General features: G+C 57.2%; 15 protein-coding genes. 10 read left to right on the plus strand and 5 right to left on the minus strand.

Annotation, left to right across the window (positions count from 1 at the left end):
- The first annotated feature begins 40 nt into the window (after nucleotides 1-40).
- On the plus strand, nucleotides 41-1,054 hold the full coding sequence (gene sppA, locus GSQ94_RS17675; protein ID WP_158945166.1) for a signal peptide peptidase SppA: 1,014 nt from the start codon (nucleotides 41-43) through the stop codon (nucleotides 1,052-1,054).
- A 251-nt stretch (nucleotides 1,055-1,305) separates the two neighbouring features.
- Entirely contained in the window at nucleotides 1,306-1,659 is a 354-nt protein-coding gene (locus tag GSQ94_RS17680) for an HU family DNA-binding protein (RefSeq protein WP_158945167.1), read from the plus strand.
- 67 nt (nucleotides 1,660-1,726) lie between these two features.
- Here the strand turns inward: GSQ94_RS17680 and GSQ94_RS17685 are convergent, their stop codons facing one another.
- Nucleotides 1,727-3,118: a dicarboxylate/amino acid:cation symporter gene (locus tag GSQ94_RS17685; RefSeq protein WP_158945168.1), complete on the minus strand. Its 1,392-nt coding sequence runs from the start codon at nucleotides 3,116-3,118 to the stop codon at nucleotides 1,727-1,729.
- 76 nt (nucleotides 3,119-3,194) lie between these two features.
- On the opposite strand from GSQ94_RS17685, the gene GSQ94_RS17690 reads away from it, so the two are divergent.
- Both GSQ94_RS17690 and GSQ94_RS17695 read left to right on the plus strand, forming a co-directional pair.
- Entirely contained in the window at nucleotides 3,195-3,770 is a 576-nt protein-coding gene (locus GSQ94_RS17690) for a DUF4440 domain-containing protein (RefSeq protein ID WP_158945263.1), read from the plus strand.
- Between the two features lie 66 nt (nucleotides 3,771-3,836).
- A complete protein-coding gene (locus GSQ94_RS17695; protein WP_158945169.1) occupies nucleotides 3,837-6,233 on the plus strand; it encodes a PAS domain S-box protein in 2,397 nt (798 codons plus the stop codon).
- Between the two features lie 7 nt (nucleotides 6,234-6,240).
- Here the strand turns inward: GSQ94_RS17695 and acs are convergent, their stop codons facing one another.
- A complete protein-coding gene (acs, locus tag GSQ94_RS17700; protein ID WP_158945170.1) occupies nucleotides 6,241-8,196 on the minus strand; it encodes an acetate--CoA ligase in 1,956 nt (651 codons plus the stop codon).
- Nucleotides 8,197-8,399: 203 nt separating this feature from the next.
- Between acs and GSQ94_RS17705 the strand changes: the two genes are divergently transcribed.
- Nucleotides 8,400-9,776 (plus strand): OFA family MFS transporter, encoded by a 1,377-nt coding sequence (locus GSQ94_RS17705; protein ID WP_158945171.1) that lies wholly within the window; start codon nucleotides 8,400-8,402, stop codon nucleotides 9,774-9,776.
- A 57-nt stretch (nucleotides 9,777-9,833) separates the two neighbouring features.
- The gene (locus tag GSQ94_RS21015; RefSeq protein ID WP_174240957.1) at nucleotides 9,834-9,992 is read left to right on the plus strand and encodes a hypothetical protein; all 159 of its coding nucleotides are present in this window, start codon (nucleotides 9,834-9,836) and stop codon (nucleotides 9,990-9,992) included.
- Nucleotides 9,993-10,074: 82 nt separating this feature from the next.
- Here the strand turns inward: GSQ94_RS21015 and GSQ94_RS17710 are convergent, their stop codons facing one another.
- From GSQ94_RS17710 to galE, 3 genes are all read right to left on the minus strand, one after another.
- Nucleotides 10,075-11,418, minus strand: a complete 1,344-nt coding sequence (locus tag GSQ94_RS17710) for an amidohydrolase (RefSeq protein ID WP_158945172.1) — start codon at nucleotides 11,416-11,418, stop codon at nucleotides 10,075-10,077.
- 290 nt (nucleotides 11,419-11,708) lie between these two features.
- A complete protein-coding gene (locus tag GSQ94_RS17715) occupies nucleotides 11,709-12,296 on the minus strand; it encodes a DUF421 domain-containing protein (RefSeq protein ID WP_158945173.1) in 588 nt (195 codons plus the stop codon).
- 84 nt (nucleotides 12,297-12,380) lie between these two features.
- The gene (galE, locus tag GSQ94_RS17720; protein ID WP_158945174.1) at nucleotides 12,381-13,358 is read right to left on the minus strand and encodes a UDP-glucose 4-epimerase GalE; all 978 of its coding nucleotides are present in this window, start codon (nucleotides 13,356-13,358) and stop codon (nucleotides 12,381-12,383) included.
- A 377-nt stretch (nucleotides 13,359-13,735) separates the two neighbouring features.
- Here galE and GSQ94_RS17725 point away from each other — a divergent pair, with 377 nt between their 5' ends.
- The 4 genes from GSQ94_RS17725 to GSQ94_RS17740 all read left to right on the plus strand — a co-directional run bounded on the left by GSQ94_RS17725 (nucleotide 13,736) and on the right by GSQ94_RS17740 (nucleotide 18,080).
- Nucleotides 13,736-14,833 (plus strand): energy transducer TonB, encoded by a 1,098-nt coding sequence (locus GSQ94_RS17725; RefSeq protein WP_158945175.1) that lies wholly within the window; start codon nucleotides 13,736-13,738, stop codon nucleotides 14,831-14,833.
- Nucleotides 14,834-14,922: 89 nt separating this feature from the next.
- Entirely contained in the window at nucleotides 14,923-16,791 is a 1,869-nt protein-coding gene (locus GSQ94_RS17730; RefSeq protein WP_158945176.1) for a hypothetical protein, read from the plus strand.
- A gap of 115 nt (nucleotides 16,792-16,906) precedes the next feature.
- The gene (locus GSQ94_RS17735) at nucleotides 16,907-17,449 is read left to right on the plus strand and encodes an outer membrane beta-barrel protein (RefSeq protein ID WP_158945177.1); all 543 of its coding nucleotides are present in this window, start codon (nucleotides 16,907-16,909) and stop codon (nucleotides 17,447-17,449) included.
- A gap of 103 nt (nucleotides 17,450-17,552) precedes the next feature.
- On the plus strand, nucleotides 17,553-18,080 hold the full coding sequence (locus GSQ94_RS17740) for an outer membrane beta-barrel protein (protein ID WP_158945178.1): 528 nt from the start codon (nucleotides 17,553-17,555) through the stop codon (nucleotides 18,078-18,080).
- Nucleotides 18,081-18,096 lie beyond the last annotated feature (16 nt).

Here is an 18,096-nt window from a genome sequence, read left to right on the forward strand (position 1 = left end):
GCCGCGCACTCCACCGCGACTCCCTGCTAAACTCCACAGCATGCCGGAAGACTTTTCTACACCACCGCCGCCACCCCCACCCCCAGCCTCTCCGTACACACAAGCCCCAGCCTACCCCTATCCCCAGAGGTACGGCTTCCCTCCACCGCGTAGCCGGTCCGCGTGGTTCTACATCGCAATCATCGCCGGCTCACTGGCGGCAGTCTTCCTACTCGTCACTGGCATGGTTTGGCTCACCATGCGTTCGGTCGGCGGAAACTCAGGCGGGCTTGGACTGAACTCCGACAGTATCGCGGTGATCGACATCGCCGGTCCCATCCTGTCTCCTGAGACCATCGATGCGCAGCTCCGCAAGTTCGGCGAAGATTCATCCGTGAAGGCGATCGTCCTGCACATTAACTCCCCCGGTGGAGGCGCTGCAGCCTCGCAGGAGATCTATCATGAGGTGCTCCGGGTAAGGCAGGAAAACCACAAGAAGATCGTAGCCTCCATCGAATCCGTTGGCGCCTCGGGCGCATACTACATCGCCAGTGGATGCGACAAAATCTACGCAAACGATGCTTCGGTGGTCGGCTCCATCGGCGTGATCATGGAGTGGACCAACTACGGCGACCTGCTCCGCTGGGCTAAGCTCAAGAGCGTCGTTATCCACGCCGGAGAGCTGAAAGACGCCGGAGACCCCAGCCGCGATCTGACGCCAAAAGAGGAAGCTTATTTCCAGTCTCTGGTCGACAACATGTACACACAATTTGTGCACGACGTTGCAACAGGCCGTCACACCTCGGAGGACAAGATCAGGCCGCTGGCGACAGGTCAGGTTTGGACCGGGCAACAGTCTCTTCCCCTCGGTTTGATCGATAAGGTCGGCGGCTACCGGGTGGCTCTTGTCGAAACTGCCAGGGAGGCGGGAATCTCTGGAGAACCGAACGTGGTTCGCACGGCAAAAAATAAGCGCGGGCTGTTTGCTCTACTGACCGATGACGGGGAAGACCTGTTTCCAAACCCAAGCCAGCTCTTGAACCGCGCCCCGGGTTTCTACTTCATGTGGAAGTAACGCACAGTCCTTCAACCTTTACCCGGCTCCGCCGATCATCCGCACCTTCAAAGAGCCCCGAAAAAGTGGGGCTCTTTTTACGTCCCATCCGACCAAACAGAGCTTTTGCGCATCCTAGAATTTAGCTTTATTGTGTTCATTCTTTTGATTTCTTTCCCAACCTTTTCGCCCCCATCCCGTCTACAATCAACAAGAACGGATTGTTTCATCACGGCCCCTATCGCCCTCCCCAAGTACGAAAGGAACCCACTATGACTAAAGCCGACCTTGTTGATAAAGTGACTGCCCTTGGCGATCTGACCCGTCGTGACGGAGAGGTTATCGTCGATACGCTCTTCGACGCCGTCATCGGCGCCCTGAAGTCTGGTGACAAGATCGAGATCCGTGGCTTCGGCAGCTTCCGGACCCGCCAACGCAACGCCCGGACGGGCCGCAACCCCAAGACCGGTGCCAAGGTTGATGTTCCGGCTAAACGAGTTCCCTTCTTCAAACCATCAAAGGAGTTGCGCGATTCGGTTAACCCGAATGGAGCGGTAAAATCCAAGCCCATCGCGAAGAAGGTCGATAAGGAGCACATCGATCCACACCACCCTCCCGCGATGTAGCACCTTAGCGCGCGATCGGTTCGCATAGCAGATGCTCCGGCATCTGCTATTTTGCTTTGGGCTAGGATTACTCGCTGATCCCCTCGAGAACCGCAGGCGAGATAGGCTCCATGCCAAACTCGCCCTCCCACTTCGCAACCACGACGCTGGCAAGGCAGTTGCCCACGACATTGACGGTTGTGCGGGCCATGTCCGCAAGTGCGTCGATACCAAGAATAACGAATATCGGTTCAGTAGGTAGATGGAAGGTGGCTGCCGTCGCAAGCAGCACAACCAGCGTTGCGCGGGGAACTCCCGCAACCCCTTTGCTGGTCAGCATCAAAGTCACCATCATCAAAAGCTGTTGGCCGACCGACAGATGGACTCCCGCAGCCTGTGCCACAAAGATGCTGGCAACCGCAAGGTAAAGCGTGGACCCATCAAGGTTGAAGCTATAGCCGGCGGGAATAACGAACGCCACAATGCGGCGCGGAACTCCAAAGGCCTCCATGGACTCCATGGCGCGGGGCAGTGCGGCCTCGCTGGTGGAGGTGGCAAAGGCAATCGTTGCTGGTTCGGCCACCGCTACAAGAAATCGACGAACAGGCACGCGAAACAGCAACGCCGCTGGCAACAGAACGAGAAGACCAAATCCTACCAGCGCTCCATAAAGGGTCAGAAGCAGCTTTCCGAGGTTCACAAGTACGCCGAGACCCATCTGACCTACAGTGAAGGCCATTGCCGCTCCTACTCCAATCGGCGCGAAGTACATGACCACATTGGTAAATCGGAACATTACCTCGCTCAGGCTCTCGAACAAGTGCAGAACCGGGGTGCGCTTCTTTTCATTCAGCGTGGCCAACGCTATACCGAAAAAGACAGCAAAGACGGCAACCTGAAGGATCTGTCCTTCGGCGATCGACTTAGCGATATTCTCTGGAAAGATGTGCAGAAGAAAGTCCTGCCAGTGCGTAGGCGGAGGAGTAACAATAGTTTCGTTTGTGGTAACGGCAGGCAGGTTTAACCCCACGCCGGCGTGGCTCAGATTGATCGCAGCAAGGCCAACGACAAGAGCAAGCGTAGTAACGACTTCAAAGTAGATCAGGCTCTTGATGCCCATGCGACCCACGCTCTTCAGATCCCCGTGGCCGGCGATTCCTGTAACCAGCGTGGCGAGAATCAGCGGTGCAACGATCGTCTTGATGAGTCGCAGAAAGATATCGCTGAACACCCGGAGGCTAACCGCTAATACCGGAGCATCAAATCCCAACTCCGCACCTGCCACCATCGCGACAAAGATCCAGGGGGTTAAGGATCGCCGCCGAAACGCGAACAAACCAAGCATCGCAATCCCGAACCACCGCAAGATAGCGCCGGCCTGATGAAGGGCGACTCCGTGGGTCAGGCCCAGGAAAACTCCGGCTGACAGTAAAATTACAGCCGCAAGCAACACAATCTGCTGAAAGTTCGTCTTTAACATTAGGTGCGAAGAATATCAGTCTTCAACAGAAAGCCAATGTCCCCAGATTGTTTCAAGCGTTGATAGCATGTTTAGTATGCATCGCGTAGCCGTCAAAATCCTGTTATGTACTCTTGCGGCCTGCCCATTGGTAGCCCAGAGCCCTGTCGAAGTCGGGCCGGTCGCTGCTTCCGGCTATAACGCATTTGCCCAGAGTCCTGCCATCATCTCCAATCCCCTGTCTCAGCCGACACTTACGCCTGGAGCCCTGGTTCTGCTGGAACTCGAGGGGCGTTTCTCGCAGGCCGTCTCAGAGGGCGGAGGCAAGGCTTTTGGTACTTGGTTTGCAGAGGACGGAGTGACGCTCAACAATGGGAAACCTGCAATTTTGGGTCGGACCGCTATCGCTGCCCAGGCCCAGTGGGATCCGAAGACCTATCAACTTAGCTGGACTCCCCAAGGGGCCCAGATGGGCCCTTCCAATGACATGGGATTCACTTGGGGCCACTATGAAGGGCGCAGTAAAGACAAAAACGGCGAACCAGTAGTAATCTCAGGCCGCTACTTCACCATTTGGAAAAAACTCCCCAACGGCACCTGGAAAGTCGCCTTGGATGCAAGCGCCGACGAACCGCCGGCAACTAAGGAGTGTTGTGTCCTACCAAAGCCGTAAACCATTGCTGCAACAAAAGTAGGAGTGCGCAACCATTTGCACATATCCTACGATCGAACTGTCAAAATGAATGCTCTCCTGGTCAAAGACGAAGCGCTACGAATCGAGGCCCTCAATCAGTATGAGGTACTCAACTCTGCGCCCGATCCCATGCTTGATGAGCTGACCAGCCTCGCCGCCCAGATATGCGACACGCCGGTCGCTGCCATCTCGCTGATCGGCTCTGACCGCATCTGGCTGCGCTCTCGCTTTGGTATCGATTCGCCTGACGTCGCACTTGGCAGTCTGCCCTGCGAGACCACTATTCTGGGCGACACCGTCTATGAGATCACCGACGCGCGCAGCGATCACGACTATGCCCCCGACGGCATCCTCATCGAGGGCCGTCCTTATCGTTTCTACGCGGGTGCCCCACTCACGACTCCAGGCGGCGTCAGTGTCGGAGCACTCCTGGTTCTCGACCGTCATGCCCGCTCCTTGACCGAAGCTCAGTCCTCAGCACTAAGCGTTCTCAGCCGTCAGGTCATCACACGTCTCGAACTCAACGGCCGCATTCGCCAGATGGATCGCGCCGCGCGCTCCCGCCAGCGTGTCGAGTCGGCCCTTACCGTGGAGCGTAACTTCGTCTCGGCCGTACTAGACACTGTGGGTGCATTGGTCGCCGTCTTCGACCCTGCAGGCCGCATCGTCCGCTTCAACCGTGCCTGCGAAAATGCCTCCGGGTATGACTTCCCCACCCTCGTCGGTCGCTATGCATGGGACAAGCTGATTCCCCGACAGGAGATTCCAGAGGCAATCGAGACCTTTGAGCGCCTGCGCTCCGGTCACTTTCCCGCCGCCTACGAAAATCAATGGCTCAACCGCGACGGTAGCTTACGTCGCATCGCATGGTCGGCGACAGCGCTCACCGACACGCAGGGTCAGATCGCCTTTATCATCGCTACCGGCATCGACGTTACAACACAACGCGCTGCTGAAGCCACGCTCCGCGAAAGTGAAGCCCGCTATCGCCAGCTCGTCGAAGGTTCGTTGGGTATGGTCTGCACCCACGACCTGCGGGGCAACCTGCTGAGCATCAACACTCACGGCGCCGAAACACTGGGCCGCACGTTGGAAGAGATGACCAACCACAATCTCGAAGAGTTCATCGTGCCGGAAAAGAAAGCTGCATTGCCTGCCTATCTGAAAAAGATCGGCGAGACAGGCGAAGCACAGGGCCTCCTTCATCTCTCTCACAGCGACGGCGACATGCGAGTAGTCGCCTACCGCAACAAGCTCATCGTCGTACCTGGACGCGCCCCGTATGTTCTTGGGTTTGGCGTCGACATCAGCGAGCAGGTTCGCGCAGAAGGCAGGCTCCGAACCCTCACGCGGCAGTCCGACTCTATCCTGGAGTCGGTGGGAGACGGCATCTACGGCATCGATCTCGAGGGCAAGGTTACAGTCGTCAACTCCGCTGCCGCACAGATGCTCGGCTACAAGCAGGAGGAGATGCTGGGGCGCAACATGCACCAACTCATCCACCACACCCGCGCCGACGGAACACCGTACGCCTCAGAGGACTCACCGATTCGCAAAAGCCTCACCAACTTCGCCACCGTCCGTATCTCAAACGAGATCTTCTGGCGCAAGGATGGCACCTGCTTCCCTGTAGAGTACGTCGCGCGGCCCCAGATCGACTCGCAATCCCCCGATTCCACTGGTCCGAAGACACTTGGCGTCGTCGTTGCCTTCACCGACACCACCGAGCGCCGCGCTCTAGACCGCATGAAGGACGAGTTCATCTCGACCGTCTCACACGAGCTTCGCACGCCGCTCACCTCATTGCGCGGAGCCCTCGGTCTGCTCGCAGGCGGAGCTCTCACCAACCGTCCCGAGAAAACTCAGCAGATGCTCGAGATTGCCATCAGCAACTCCGACCGCCTCGTCCGCTTGGTCAACGACATCCTCGATCTTGAGCGCATCAGCAGCGGCAAAACAGAGCTGCACTCCACGATGTGCAGCGCCGAAGATCTCCTACGACGGGCCGCCGGCGTTCAGCAGACGCGATCGCCCCGCCCCAACATCCGCATCTTCTTCGCTGCGCATGGTGTCAACGTCTGGGCCGATCCTGACCGTATCCTCCAGACACTCAACAACCTTATCTCCAACGCGATCAAGTTCTCCCCTGAGGGCAGTGAGATCCACCTTACAGCGCGCAATCTCGACGAGAATGAAGCGCTGATCGAGGTTCGCGATCAGGGCCGGGGCATTCCCGCAGACAAGCTCGAACACATCTTCGACCGCTTTCAGCAAGGCGATGCCTCGGACTCGCGCGCAATGGGCGGCACTGGCCTCGGACTCGCCATCTGCCGCAGCATCGTCAATCAGCATGGTGGACGCATCTGGGCCACCAGCGCGCCGGACAAGGGCACTATCTTCCACTTCACCCTGCCCACCAAACCCAGCACCAATCTGCGCTAGGAAAACCTTACTCGTCGCTTTCGCGAAGCTTCGCAATGACGGTGAAGTCCTCTAACGTCGTCGTATCGCCCTTCACCTCGCCGGTGGTCGCGAGTTCGCGTAGCAGACGCCGCATAATCTTGCCGCTTCTTGTCTTCGGCAGAGCCTGCGTAAACGTCAGATCGTCCGGTCGCGCAAGAGCGCCGATCTCCTTCGCCACCCACTGCCGCAGCTCCTGCCGAAGCTCCTCGCTCGGCTCGTGGCCGCCTTCGAGCGTTACGAACACCGCGATAGCCTGCCCCTTCATCTCGTGAGGTCTGCCGACCGCAGCTGCTTCAGCCACCTTGGGGTGTGCCACCAGCGCCGACTCCACTTCCATCGTTCCAAGCCGGTGGCCGCTGACATTGATCACGTCGTCAACACGGCCCATCAGCCAGAAGTAGCCATCCGCATCGCGCCGTGCGCCGTCTCCGGTGAAGTAGCTCCCAGGAACCTCACTCCAGTAAGTCGCCTCATAACGTGCCTGGTCTCCGTAGATGGTCCGCGCCATCGAAGGCCAGGGTTTACGCACAACCAGCAACCCCCCGTGACCATCTGAGACAGGGTTGCCTTCTTTTGTAACCACTTCAGGAACAATCCCAAAGAAAGGCCTCGTAGCGGAGCCGGGCTTGGTCGCTACTGCCCCGGGAATAGGTGCGATCATGATGGCGCCTGTCTCGGTCTGCCAATAAGTATCAACGATCGGGCAGCGCTCCTTGCCGATCATCCGGTGATACCACATCCATGATTCAGGATTGATCGGCTCGCCAACCGTTCCGAGCAGGCGCAGCGAAGCAAGCGAGTACTTCTCTACCCATTCGTTCCCCCACTTCGTGAAGGCGCGGATCGCCGTCGGCGCAGTGTAAAAGACCGTGACCTTGTGGTCGTCGATGATCTTCCAGAATCGATCGCACTCCGGCCAGTTCGGAGCGCCCTCGTACATCATCACCGTAGCGCCGTTCTGCAGTGGGCCGTACACCACGTAGCTGTGCCCGGTCACCCAGCCAATATCGGCGGTACACCAGTACACATCGTCATCGCGCAGATCGAAGACATATTTACTCGTCAGATAAGTCTGCACCGCATAGCCGCCGGTCGTATGCAGCAGACCCTTCGGCTTCCCGGTAGTTCCCGACGTGTAGAGAAGATAGAGCGGATCCTCAGCATCCATCCACTCAGCCACACACTCAGGAGCCGCCTTCTCCATCTCGTCGTGCCACCAAAGATCGCGCCCTGCCTTCATCTTCACCGGCGAACCCGAACGCTTGAAGACGACACAGTTCTTCACTGTGGAACACTTCTCCAGCGCCTCGTCGACGATCGACTTCAACTGAACCTCTGACCCACGGCGATAGCTGGTGTCCTGAGTGATAACTGCAACGCAACCTGAATCATTAACGCGGTCCGATATGGCGTGCGCTGCAAACCCACCAAAGATTACCGAGTGCACAGCGCCAATTCGCGCGCAGGCAAGTAGTGCAATCGCAAGCTCAGGAGCCATGCCCATGTAGATCGCAACCCGGTCGCCACGCCGTACTCCGATCGATTTCAGTACATTGGCGAAACGCTGCACCTGCTCATGCAGTTCGCCAAACGTCAGCCTTCGTACGTCACCCGGCTCCCCCTCCCACAGCAGGGCCACTTTGTCTCTGCGTGCTCCCAGGGCGTGTCGGTCGACGCAGTTATGTGAGAGATTGAGCTTCCCCCCAACAAACCACTTCGTATGAGCGGCCTCCCCCTCGATCACTTTCGTCCACGGGGCAAACCACTCCAGTTCCTGCGCTGCCTCGGCCCAAAACTCCTCCGGATGATCGACGCTGCGTCTGTACATCTCCTCATACTGCTCCAGACTCTTCACATGAGCCCTGGCGGCAAACTCTGCCGGAGGAGGAAAAACCCGGTTCTCCCGCAAACTTGAATTCAAATCGGTACTCGCCTCAGACATCTGCCGCACAGTCCTCCGTCATTTGACCCAGCAATGTGAAGGTACCCTATACAACTCGAAGGCAGCAACTCCGTTACACTTCGATGACACTTGGGACGCATAAATCCTGTATGTTGGTTTGCGCGTATAGATGTCAAACGAGATGATCAGTTCCAACGCTTTTTTGTTCGACGTTGTACGACCTATCGCTCCTGAGGTTCTCAATGGCACTCGCTTTTCTCGATCGTGATCGTTCTATAGCACCGGCAGGTTACAGCCGTTGGCTCGTTCCCCCCGCAGCCCTTGCCATTCACCTTTCCATCGGTCAGGTCTACTCCTTCTCCGTCTTCAAAAACCCGCTGCTTGCTCTGCACGCAGCTGACGGCTCTGCCTGGAACCTGAAAGAGATCGGCTACATCTTTTCAATCGCAATCGCCTTTCTCGGCATCTCCGCGGCACTCTTCGGAGCATGGCTCGAGAAGGCAGGCCCCCGCCGCGCGATGTTCTACGCGGCTATCTCCTTCGGCGCGGGTTTCATCATCGCCTCGCTCGGTGCCAGCACCCATCAGTTGGCCCTGATCTACCTGGGCTATGGAGTCGTCGGCGGAGTAGGCCTCGGGCTCGGCTACATCTCCCCGGTCTCGACGCTCATCAAGTGGTTCCCTGACCGCCCCGGCCTGGCCACAGGTCTCGCCATCATGGGCTTCGGAGGCGGTGCCATGATCGGTGGTCCGCTCGCGAGCAATCTGATGGCACACTTCAAAGCCGCTGGCCAACCCTCCATCCCCTACACAATGGCCACAATGGGCGTCCTCTACTTCATCTTCATGATGTTTGGCGTCTTCACCATCCGCGTCCCGCCAACCGGCTGGAAGCCCGAAGGCTGGGTGCCAAAGGTCAACCACTCCGCCTTGATCTCCAGTCATAACGTCGCTGTCACCGAGGCCTGGAAGACGCCGCAGTTCTGGCTTCTGTGGGTCATGCTCTTCGTCAATGTCACCGCGGGCATAGGGATCCTCGAGCAGGCCGCACCCATGATTCAGGACCTCTTCAAAGGTCAGATCAGCCCTGTCGCCGCTGTCGGCTTCGTAGGAATTCTAAGCATCTTCAACATGGCGGGACGATTCCTCTGGGCCTCGGTCTCCGACTTCATCGGACGCAAAGGAACCTACTTCACCTTCTTCGTGCTCGGCTCCATCCTCTACTTTTTTCTGCCCTTCTCGCGGCAGGACAAGATCAACTCCGTCCCACTCTTCGTAGCCATCGCCGCCCTGGTCATCTCGATGTATGGCGGAGGCTTTGCCACCATCCCGGCCTACCTGAAAGATCTCTTCGGCGGCTTCAACGTCTCCGCTATCCACGGCCGTCTGCTTACCGCATGGTCGGCTGCCGGTATCATCGGCCCACTCATCGTCAATGGCATTCTGGACCACTACGTGGAAAACCATATGAACAAGCAGGAGGCCTACCCGCTGATCCTGCACATCATGTGCGGTCTGTTGGTGGTCGGCTTCCTCGCTAACCTGATGGTTCGGCCAGTTGCAGAGAAGTTCTGGCTGAAGGATCAGAACGTCGTTGTTCCCGACGGACCCGCACATTAATCTCATCCGGCGGAGTGCAGTTCACCTCCGCCCTTCACTCAACTCAGGAGCCCTCTCATGGCAGAGTCCACCACCAAGAAATCCTCTCCCTTACTCATCGCAGCGGCATGGATCGTCGTCATCATCCCCACAGCATGGGGCCTCGACTACACCGTCAAAAATGCGTTGAAGATCTTCGCCAAGCCAACCGCCGCCCCCGTCGTTCAGACAAAGTAGTTCGGGAAGTCGCTCTTCGGTTCAATCTGGACAATAAGGCAACAGCCTGACGCCGGAATCGCTCAACCGGTGCCAGGTTTTTTTATTGCAACAGGGCAATCGCCGCATCGGTCATCGCCGTGACACCCGTACGCAGCGTCGGCTCAGGCAGCGGCGCAAAAAATGGAGAGTGCGGCGAGGGTAGCGCCACACCTGTCCGTTCGCTCTCAGCAACCTTCGCCGGATCGTAAGCTCCCAGCCAGAACATCACCGCCGGAATCTTATGGTCTAGGCTGAAGAGTCCGAAGTCCTCACTCCCCATAATGGGCTTCTTCTCCACCACGTTCTCCGCACCAAGCTTTGCCACGAAGATCTTCTGCAGCCGTTCCGAGAGCGCAGCGTCATTCACTGTAGCCGGGGTCGACTCGTCGTCCAATACAGTAACGATCGGCATTCTGTCTTCCGGGACGCCTGCGGCGATGGCAACGCCCTTCGCAGTGCGCCGCACCCCGTCGATGATCCTCTGCCGTACCGCTTCGCTGTAACAGCGGGTCGTGAGTTCCATCTTCACCTCGTCCGGAATAATATTGCGCTTGGTCCCGCCATGAATATCCCCGACCGTCACGACCGCGGGCTGATCTGGAGCGACAGACCGGCTCACGATCGTCTGCGCCTCCACCACAAACTCACTCGCCATCACGATCGGATCCTTTCCTGCCTCCGGAGCTGCACCATGGCTTCCAACCCCGCGCATCACCACATCAATCGAGGTAGAGCTGGCCAGCGCCGGTCCTGAGACCACCGAGACCTTGCCTGCGGCAAAGTTCGCATCGTGCAACGCAATCGCCATATCCGGCCGGCCGAACCGTTCGTACAGACGATCCGCCAGCATCGCCTTGGCGCCGTCTATAGTCTCTTCGCTGGGTTGTCCAATCACCATCAACGTGCCATGCCATTGACCCTTCAGTGCGGCCATATTCCGCGCCACTCCGATCATGGTGGTGATGTGGATGTCGTGCCCGCAGGCGTGCATCACGCCAACCTCCAGCCCCGCAGGATTCTTGGACCGCTGTGTGCTCGCATAAGGCAATGACGTCTTCTCCGTCACGGGCAGAGCGTCAAGATCAGTCCTGATCAGCAGAGTGGGTCCCGCACCATTCTTGAGGATTCCAACCACACCAAACGCCTGCGACCCGTCAGGATACTTTCCAATATGCTCGGTGACCGTATAGCCGGCCTTGCGCAGTTCCACCGCGAACAGAGCTGAGGTCGCAGCTTCGTGGTGCGACAGCTCCGGTGCAGCATGAAGCTCCTTATAGGTAGTCAGAAGTCCCGGAAGCTGCTGCGACACCAACGACGATACCTCCTGAGCAACTGCCTTTGCCGTTGCGCCCGCAAGAACCATTGCCGTGACCGCGCACACCGCTATCGCCTGCCGTGTTTGCATTGCGCTCTCCTGTTATTACTGAATTTGTTTGTAACTGACTCTACATGGCGGGCCCCTGTAGACTCCAGTTATCGTGAGCTTTTACTGGCCATCGCTGATCGGTTTTTTCTTGGGCTTCGCCTTCGGAGTCGGCTGTGCTTTGGCAGTGATGTACTCGATCTATATGGGAGGATATCGCGCAGCCGTACGCGACTCCCAGCTAACAACCCCGCCCGAGCGCTACCTTAGAGCAAAGGAAAAATCAGCGGACTCATAGCGTCTGCCAAGGGAACGGACGGGCGAATGCAGGCTTAAATCGGCAACGCGCCTCGCGCCGCCAGCTCGGCACGCATCTGTTTCACCTCGAGATGCAGCTCCTCGATCGACTTTCTCAGCTCGGCACGCTGTGCATCATCTCCCATAGCCTTGATGCCCTCCAGGTAGAAGTTCCCATTCGGTTCAAGAACGCACTTCTCTACCTCGTTGAAATCGTTAAATCCCTGCTTGTGCAGAACCGATCGCAGCTCAAGTTCCGTAAGCGCCTCGCGCTTCGCCTCATCCCAGTCGACGACCCCGTGCCGGATCAGCACCGACGCCTTGCCTTCAAAAGCCTGACTAAGTTTCGGCATCCGAAACAGCACTCGCGACAGAAGCCAATTGATCGACAGCAGCGACAGCGCACCGATCACACCACCCGAGACCGAGTTGTCGTCTCCGATCATCGCGTTCTGCACAGTGTTTGAGAGACTCAAAAGCACAACCAGATCGAACGGATTAAGCTGTGCCAGCTCCCTCTTGCCGAACAGCCGCAGGAAGCTGATGAGACACAGATAGACAATAACCGGCCGGAGAATCTTCTCCAGCAGCGGCAGATGCATATGAAACATGCTTTCAATCAAGGGTCTCTCCTTCTACTTTGCTGCAGCTGCAAGCAGGACGGCAGCACGAGGGATCATGTTTGCCGTCCTGTCCGGGAAACATCCCTATGCGTACCGCCTCTGGTGCCACTCCCAAGCGCTCGACACAATCTGATCCAACTCCGCGAACTTCGGCTTCCACCCCAGTTCGGCTTTGATCTTCTCCGAACCCGCCACCAGAATGCCGGGGTCGCCCGGCCGGCGATCGCACTCCTCCACCGCAATCGGCCTTCCTGTCACGCGACGCACCGACTCGACGACCTCAAGCACACTGAACCCCTGCCCATTACCGATGTTGTAGATCAAGCGGCTCTTGGACTCGCTCAACGCCCCAAGCGCGAGAAGATGCGCCTCGGCCAGATCCTGCACATGGATGTAGTCACGAACGCACGTCCCATCCTTGGTCGGGTAGTCGCGGCCAAAGATCTTGATGTTCGCCCGTTTCCCCAGCGCCACATCGAGGATGAGCGGGATTAGGTGCGACTCTGGTTCATGGGCCTCTCCATAGCCTTCGATGGCCCCGGCTACATTAAAGTAACGCAGGCTTGCATACTTAAACCCATGGATGAGGTTCATCCACCGAAGCATATGCTCCACCAGTAATTTGCTTTCCCCATACGGGTTGGTAGGTTGCAGCTTTGCATCCTCAAGAATCGGCGTCTTCTCCGGCTCTCCGTAGCAGGCCGCCGTCGAGCTGAATACCAGACGGTCATGTCCCGTTGCCAGCATCGCCTCCAGCAAAGTCAAAGTCGCTGCGGTGTTGTTTCGAAAATAAATCTCCGGCCGCTTCATGCTCTCGCCTGCTTCGATCAGCGCAGCGAAGTTCATCACCCCATCAAAACGGCCTTTGCGAAGGGTCTCTTCGATCAAAGGACGATCTGCTATATCTCCCTCGACGAACGTGACATTCTCGCCCCCAGCAACCGCAGAACGCTTACTGTGGCAAAGGTTATCGAACACTGTGACGGTGTGTCCTTGGGCCTGCAAGATCCGCGTGACCGTACCGCCGATATAGCCTGCTCCGCCTGCTATCAGAATCTTCATAGATTGTCTCCTAGTACCCTTCTTGGATACCACAAAAGTGCCAGTGTCAATCACTTACGCTTACGGCACTATACTTGCAGTAAGTGAAGAGCAGAGCCCCGGCCCTGAAATGTAGGACCCCCCCGAAGCACGGCGCCTGCTACAACCTTTTTCTTGAGCCCTTGCGTCTTTTCAAAGATAAGTCCAGCGCAGGCTTCCAAACTCCCCCTGATGTAGTCATAAGTTGCATTGAGTGAAATGACCGCAGGTTTGAATCACCCTATGGCGCTCCGGCATAGCACCTCGGAGTTATTTCTACTTCGCACTCGTTCTGTTTCCATAGCAGTACCAGTGCAACTCTCCCGCCTCTCGATGTGAGGCACTTCAAGGACTTTTTTATGGCAAAGCCGCTTCGTAGTGATGATCCCACACCGCAGAATATGCAGTTCGCACACTTCGGCGTCCTGAACGACGGCAGCCAGAGCAAGTCTTCGCTCTTTACCTCCATCACATTGAACATCGTGCTTGCTCTCTGCGCGATCATCATCGGAGCAGCCGCCAAGAAGACGATCGATACACGGCATAAGCTCACCGAGCTTACCGAGCCGATCCCGATGAAGAAACCAGATGAACCGCCGCCCATCAAAATCAAGCCGCCAAAACTTCCGCCCACTCCGGTAGTCAAAGTAGATCCGCCAAAAATTAAGCTTCCAGATGTGAAGCTGCCTGACGTGCCGAAACCGCCAGAGATCAAGATGGTGCAGCAGATGCCGGTCGTGCTTCCGGCTCCTCCCAAGATCGTTCAGCCTCCGCCGGCTCCGAAGGTCGTCAGCCTCGCCCAGGCCCAGCCTGCTTCTGTGGTCAATAACTCTCCACATCCGACAGCTGTCGCCCTCGGCTCTCAGACCAACCCGATTGCGCCGTCGAATCGTCCCACCACCACTTCCATCAACCTCGGCAACAAGGGAATGTCCGGGATGCCAGCGTCGAATAACGGCATGGGAGCAAAATCAGCTGTTGTCAACCTAGGTTCCGGCTCGGCTGGCAGTCAAAACATGCACGGCAGAGATAACGCCTCCGCCGGAGTAGTTGGAGTCAAGCTTGGAGTCACCGGTGGCACTGGACCGATGAACGCGCCCGGCCGCTCCGCAGGCGTTGTCAACCTAGGGCAGAACACTCCTCCGCCCATGCCGAAGCCTGCAGGTCCGTCCGCGGCAACAGTCAAGTCCGGACCCAAGGTTCTCTTCAAACCCAAGCCGGAGTACACCGCAGAGGCTCGCAACCTTCATATCGAAGGCGTCGTCTCGGTTCGGCTTCGTGTCTCTTCGTCCGGTGCTGTCCAGGTTCTGGGCGTCACCAGCGATCTCGGCCACGGCCTCGGCGACTCTGCCATTCACGCCGTGCAGGCCACACGCTTTCAACCCGCCACCGACGCATCGGGTCAACCGATCGATTGGGAAGGTGTTGTCAATGTAGCTTTCCAACTTGCTGGATAAGAAACAATTTTTGTTCCGTCGTCGCAGCATAAAATAGCATTTAGACCATACTCAGGCTGACCCAAGGGTCACCGTAGGAGCCGTAAATCATGATTCTCGGGAAACAGTCTACCGCCGGTCTGCTTCTGGCATTTTTAGTCGCAACTACTCTCCCCGCTGGAGCAGGCATCCTACATCCTGGCAAGAAAAAAAAGGATGATGATCTCTCCTCGACGCGCAAACCCACCCCTGCGCAAAACGCGCTCATCGATAAGGCGATCGCCCGTGAAAAGGTAATCGTCAAGACGGTCAAGGAAAGGGCTCCCCTCGTTGAGACCTATATCCAAACCATGAAACCGGATCCGCTCCTGGGTCAGGTGCCTGAGTCGGACGAGCACTTCCTGAGCCGCGTCGACTTCAAGAGTGTTATCGGCGACAACTCGTATGCCGTAAACGAGAAGACCTCCAAAGGAAGCAGCGGCGACGGCAAACTTGGCTTTTTCAAGCACTCCGTCTCCTTCGTTGGTGGCCTTGGCAACAGCCTTCACCTGAACTTCCACGAGTCCGGCTTTGTCCAGATGCTTCTCATGGACTCGAACAGCTTCGACCGCCAGCATTACACCTTCGGCTACGTCCGTAACGACTTTCTCGGCAACACCCCGACGGCAGTGTTTGACGTAACCCCGATTGAAGGCAAGAAGGCTTTTGGCCGCTTCTTCGGTCGCATCTGGATCGAAGCGCGCAGCGGAAACGTTGTACGTTTCAACGGCGACTTCGCCGGCACCCAGGAAGATCAGAAGGAGTTCTATCACTTTGACAGCTGGCGGACCAACGTTCAGCCTGACCTCTGGCTCCCCACCTCTTTCTACGTCGAAGAGAGCGATCCCAGGAGCGTCTCCCGCACACTCAAGTTCAAAGCGATTAATCATATCTGGGGTTACGTGCTCAAGGTTCCGCCACCGGAGTCTGAGAACACCTCGATGGATGTCGTCGGCGCAACCGACGTCAGCAACGATGCTCAGGACGTCAGCCCTCTCGGAGCCCAGCGTGCATGGGTTCAGCAGGCAGAGGACAACATCGTCGAGCGTCTCTTCCAGGCTGGCCTGCTCGATGCGCCCAGCGAGTTCGATAAAACTCTTGAAGCTCTCGCTGGCAACATTCTGGCCTACAACAACATCACACTCTCTAGACCGATCCGCTGCCGTACGCTGCTCACTGAACCGCTGGAGTCTCTCGCCATCGGCAACACCATCGTGATTTCGAAGAGCCTTCTCGACACGACCGGTGTTGTAACTCAGGACGGCGCACAACAGATGGGTAACCTCAATGCGATTTTGGCCTTCCAGATTGCTCACATTATTCTTGCTCACCGTCTCGACACGAAGTACGCCTTCAACGATCGTCTGCTCTTCCCTTCTACTACGGTCTTCAACCGCATCCCTATGCACCACACCGATGCAGACAACACCGCAGCAGCGAAAAAAGCTATGGAGCTACTCAACGCGAAGGAGTTGGAAGGTGGACAGCAGTACTTCAGTCTTTACCTTCAGCAACTGCAACAGCGGGTTAAGAGTCTGAAGGCGCTCAATGAGCCGATGATCGGCGACGGTCTCGTCAAGAGCGACGCAGATCCTACCTTCTGGATGCAGGCCATCACGGCAAAGGGACCAAAGCTCGACATGAAGGACCTGAAACAGCAGGCCGCCATGCCGTTGGCCAGCTTCCTCCGCTTCGATCCCTGGACCGATCAGGTATTCGTTCTGCACTCTGCCTTTGAGCCTCTTCTTACCGCGGCTGACAAGATGCCGTTCGAGGTTGAGCCGGTTTATCTGAAGCTGAGCTACTATAAGGCGCCCGCAGAACCAGCCGCAGCTCCGGCCGCGACGCCTGCGACCGCGGCTCCGGCCGACAATACTGCAGCACCAGCCGCAGCAACGCCGGCTGTCACTCCCCCACCAACCAACGCACAGCAGAACTAAACTCCGAGAGCGTGGGTGGCTACTAACTCCACACCACCCACGCTCTAGCTACGTTGAGTCGGCTCACTTCAACATGACTTAGGCAATAGAAGTTGTTTTATAAGGAGGCACCCTGTTGAAGCGGCATATTTTGATTATCTGTTGCGCCTGCGTCCTCAGTCTGGCCACCTACTCTCACGCGCAGGCCGTTCCTACCGCCTCCCGTTCCGGTTCAATACAACTTGGTATTGCAGGAAGCACCATCAGTCCCGACTACACCCAGCCATACTTGAAGGGCGTGACTTTTTACGGTGACTTGGACGTACGCCAGCACCTGGGCGTAGAAGGGGAGATCCATTACTCCGTCATCACCAAGGACGATATTAGTGAGAACTCCTATCTCCTCGGCCCGCGCTACAAATGGCACCACGGGCGCTTCGAACCTTATGCCAAAGTCCTGCTCGGCGTAGGCCGCTTCGGATTTCAGTCCGGCCAATACCCCATCCCGGCTACGTTTTCTTACTTCCAGTTTGCCCCTGGTGGCGGTCTCGATGTACGAGTGACACGCCACATCAATGTCAGACCGTTCGACATCGAGTTTCAGAAGTGGCCAGGATTCGAGCCTCACGGACTATCCCCCATCGCCTATACGTTTGGCGTGGCTTACACCTTGCGCTAAACCGGCAAAATTATCGTGATGATAAAAATTTGCTTTCGTTCGACCTCCCTTCGCAACCCTTACTTATTTGCGATAGGAGTTATTTCGTTTTACAGGAGTGCACGTGCTGACTAAGGTTGTCATCTTTCTGGGCCTGTTGGGGGCCACATCCCTGCTGCATGGTCAAGCCTCTCCGACGGCGTCACGTACCGGAGATCTCAAGATTGGCGGCGGCTTCTCTTCAGCCGCCTCTGACTACGGAGACCGTTTCAATGGTGGCGCTGCTTACTTCGATTTTGACTTCCGCCCCCGGCTTGGAATCACCGGCGAGTTCCATTTCGTAAAAGATCAAAACGATCTCTACGAAAAGACCTACGAGATCGGCGGCCGTTATTTTCGCGACTACGGCCGCTTCGTTCCCTTCGTCAAGGTGCTCTACGGCCGCGGAGTCTTCAACTTCCCGGTCAACCCTGATGGATTCCGCGCGAACTTAGCCTACAACCTCGTAGCTGCTGGCGGAGGAGCTGACTTCAAAGTGAAGCCCTATCTTTACGTCCGTGCAGACTGGGAGTACCAGCAGTGGTTCCAATTCGCTGGCTCCAGCCTCACCCCAAACATCGTCACCCTTGGCGCAGCCTATCGCTTCCGATAAGAGAGCGCCCTGCCTA

The organism is Granulicella sp. S190, from assembly GCF_009766095.1.
In the GTDB taxonomy this organism is placed as follows: Bacteria; Acidobacteriota; Terriglobia; order Terriglobales; family Acidobacteriaceae; genus Edaphobacter.

Coding starts and splice junctions, on each gene's coding strand:
- sppA (WP_158945166.1), top strand. CDS start 41: ATGCCGGAAGACTTTTCTACACCACCGCCGCCACCCCCACCCCCAGCC.
- GSQ94_RS17680 (WP_158945167.1), top strand. CDS start 1,306: ATGACTAAAGCCGACCTTGTTGATAAAGTGACTGCCCTTGGCGATCTG.
- GSQ94_RS17685 (WP_158945168.1), bottom strand. CDS start 3,118: ATGTTAAAGACGAACTTTCAGCAGATTGTGTTGCTTGCGGCTGTAATT.
- GSQ94_RS17690 (WP_158945263.1), top strand. CDS start 3,195: ATGCATCGCGTAGCCGTCAAAATCCTGTTATGTACTCTTGCGGCCTGC.
- GSQ94_RS17695 (WP_158945169.1), top strand. CDS start 3,837: ATGAATGCTCTCCTGGTCAAAGACGAAGCGCTACGAATCGAGGCCCTC.
- acs (WP_158945170.1), bottom strand. CDS start 8,196: ATGTCTGAGGCGAGTACCGATTTGAATTCAAGTTTGCGGGAGAACCGG.
- GSQ94_RS17705 (WP_158945171.1), top strand. CDS start 8,400: ATGGCACTCGCTTTTCTCGATCGTGATCGTTCTATAGCACCGGCAGGT.
- GSQ94_RS21015 (WP_174240957.1), top strand. CDS start 9,834: ATGGCAGAGTCCACCACCAAGAAATCCTCTCCCTTACTCATCGCAGCG.
- GSQ94_RS17710 (WP_158945172.1), bottom strand. CDS start 11,418: ATGCAAACACGGCAGGCGATAGCGGTGTGCGCGGTCACGGCAATGGTT.
- galE (WP_158945174.1), bottom strand. CDS start 13,358: ATGAAGATTCTGATAGCAGGCGGAGCAGGCTATATCGGCGGTACGGTC.
- GSQ94_RS17725 (WP_158945175.1), top strand. CDS start 13,736: ATGGCAAAGCCGCTTCGTAGTGATGATCCCACACCGCAGAATATGCAG.
- GSQ94_RS17730 (WP_158945176.1), top strand. CDS start 14,923: ATGATTCTCGGGAAACAGTCTACCGCCGGTCTGCTTCTGGCATTTTTA.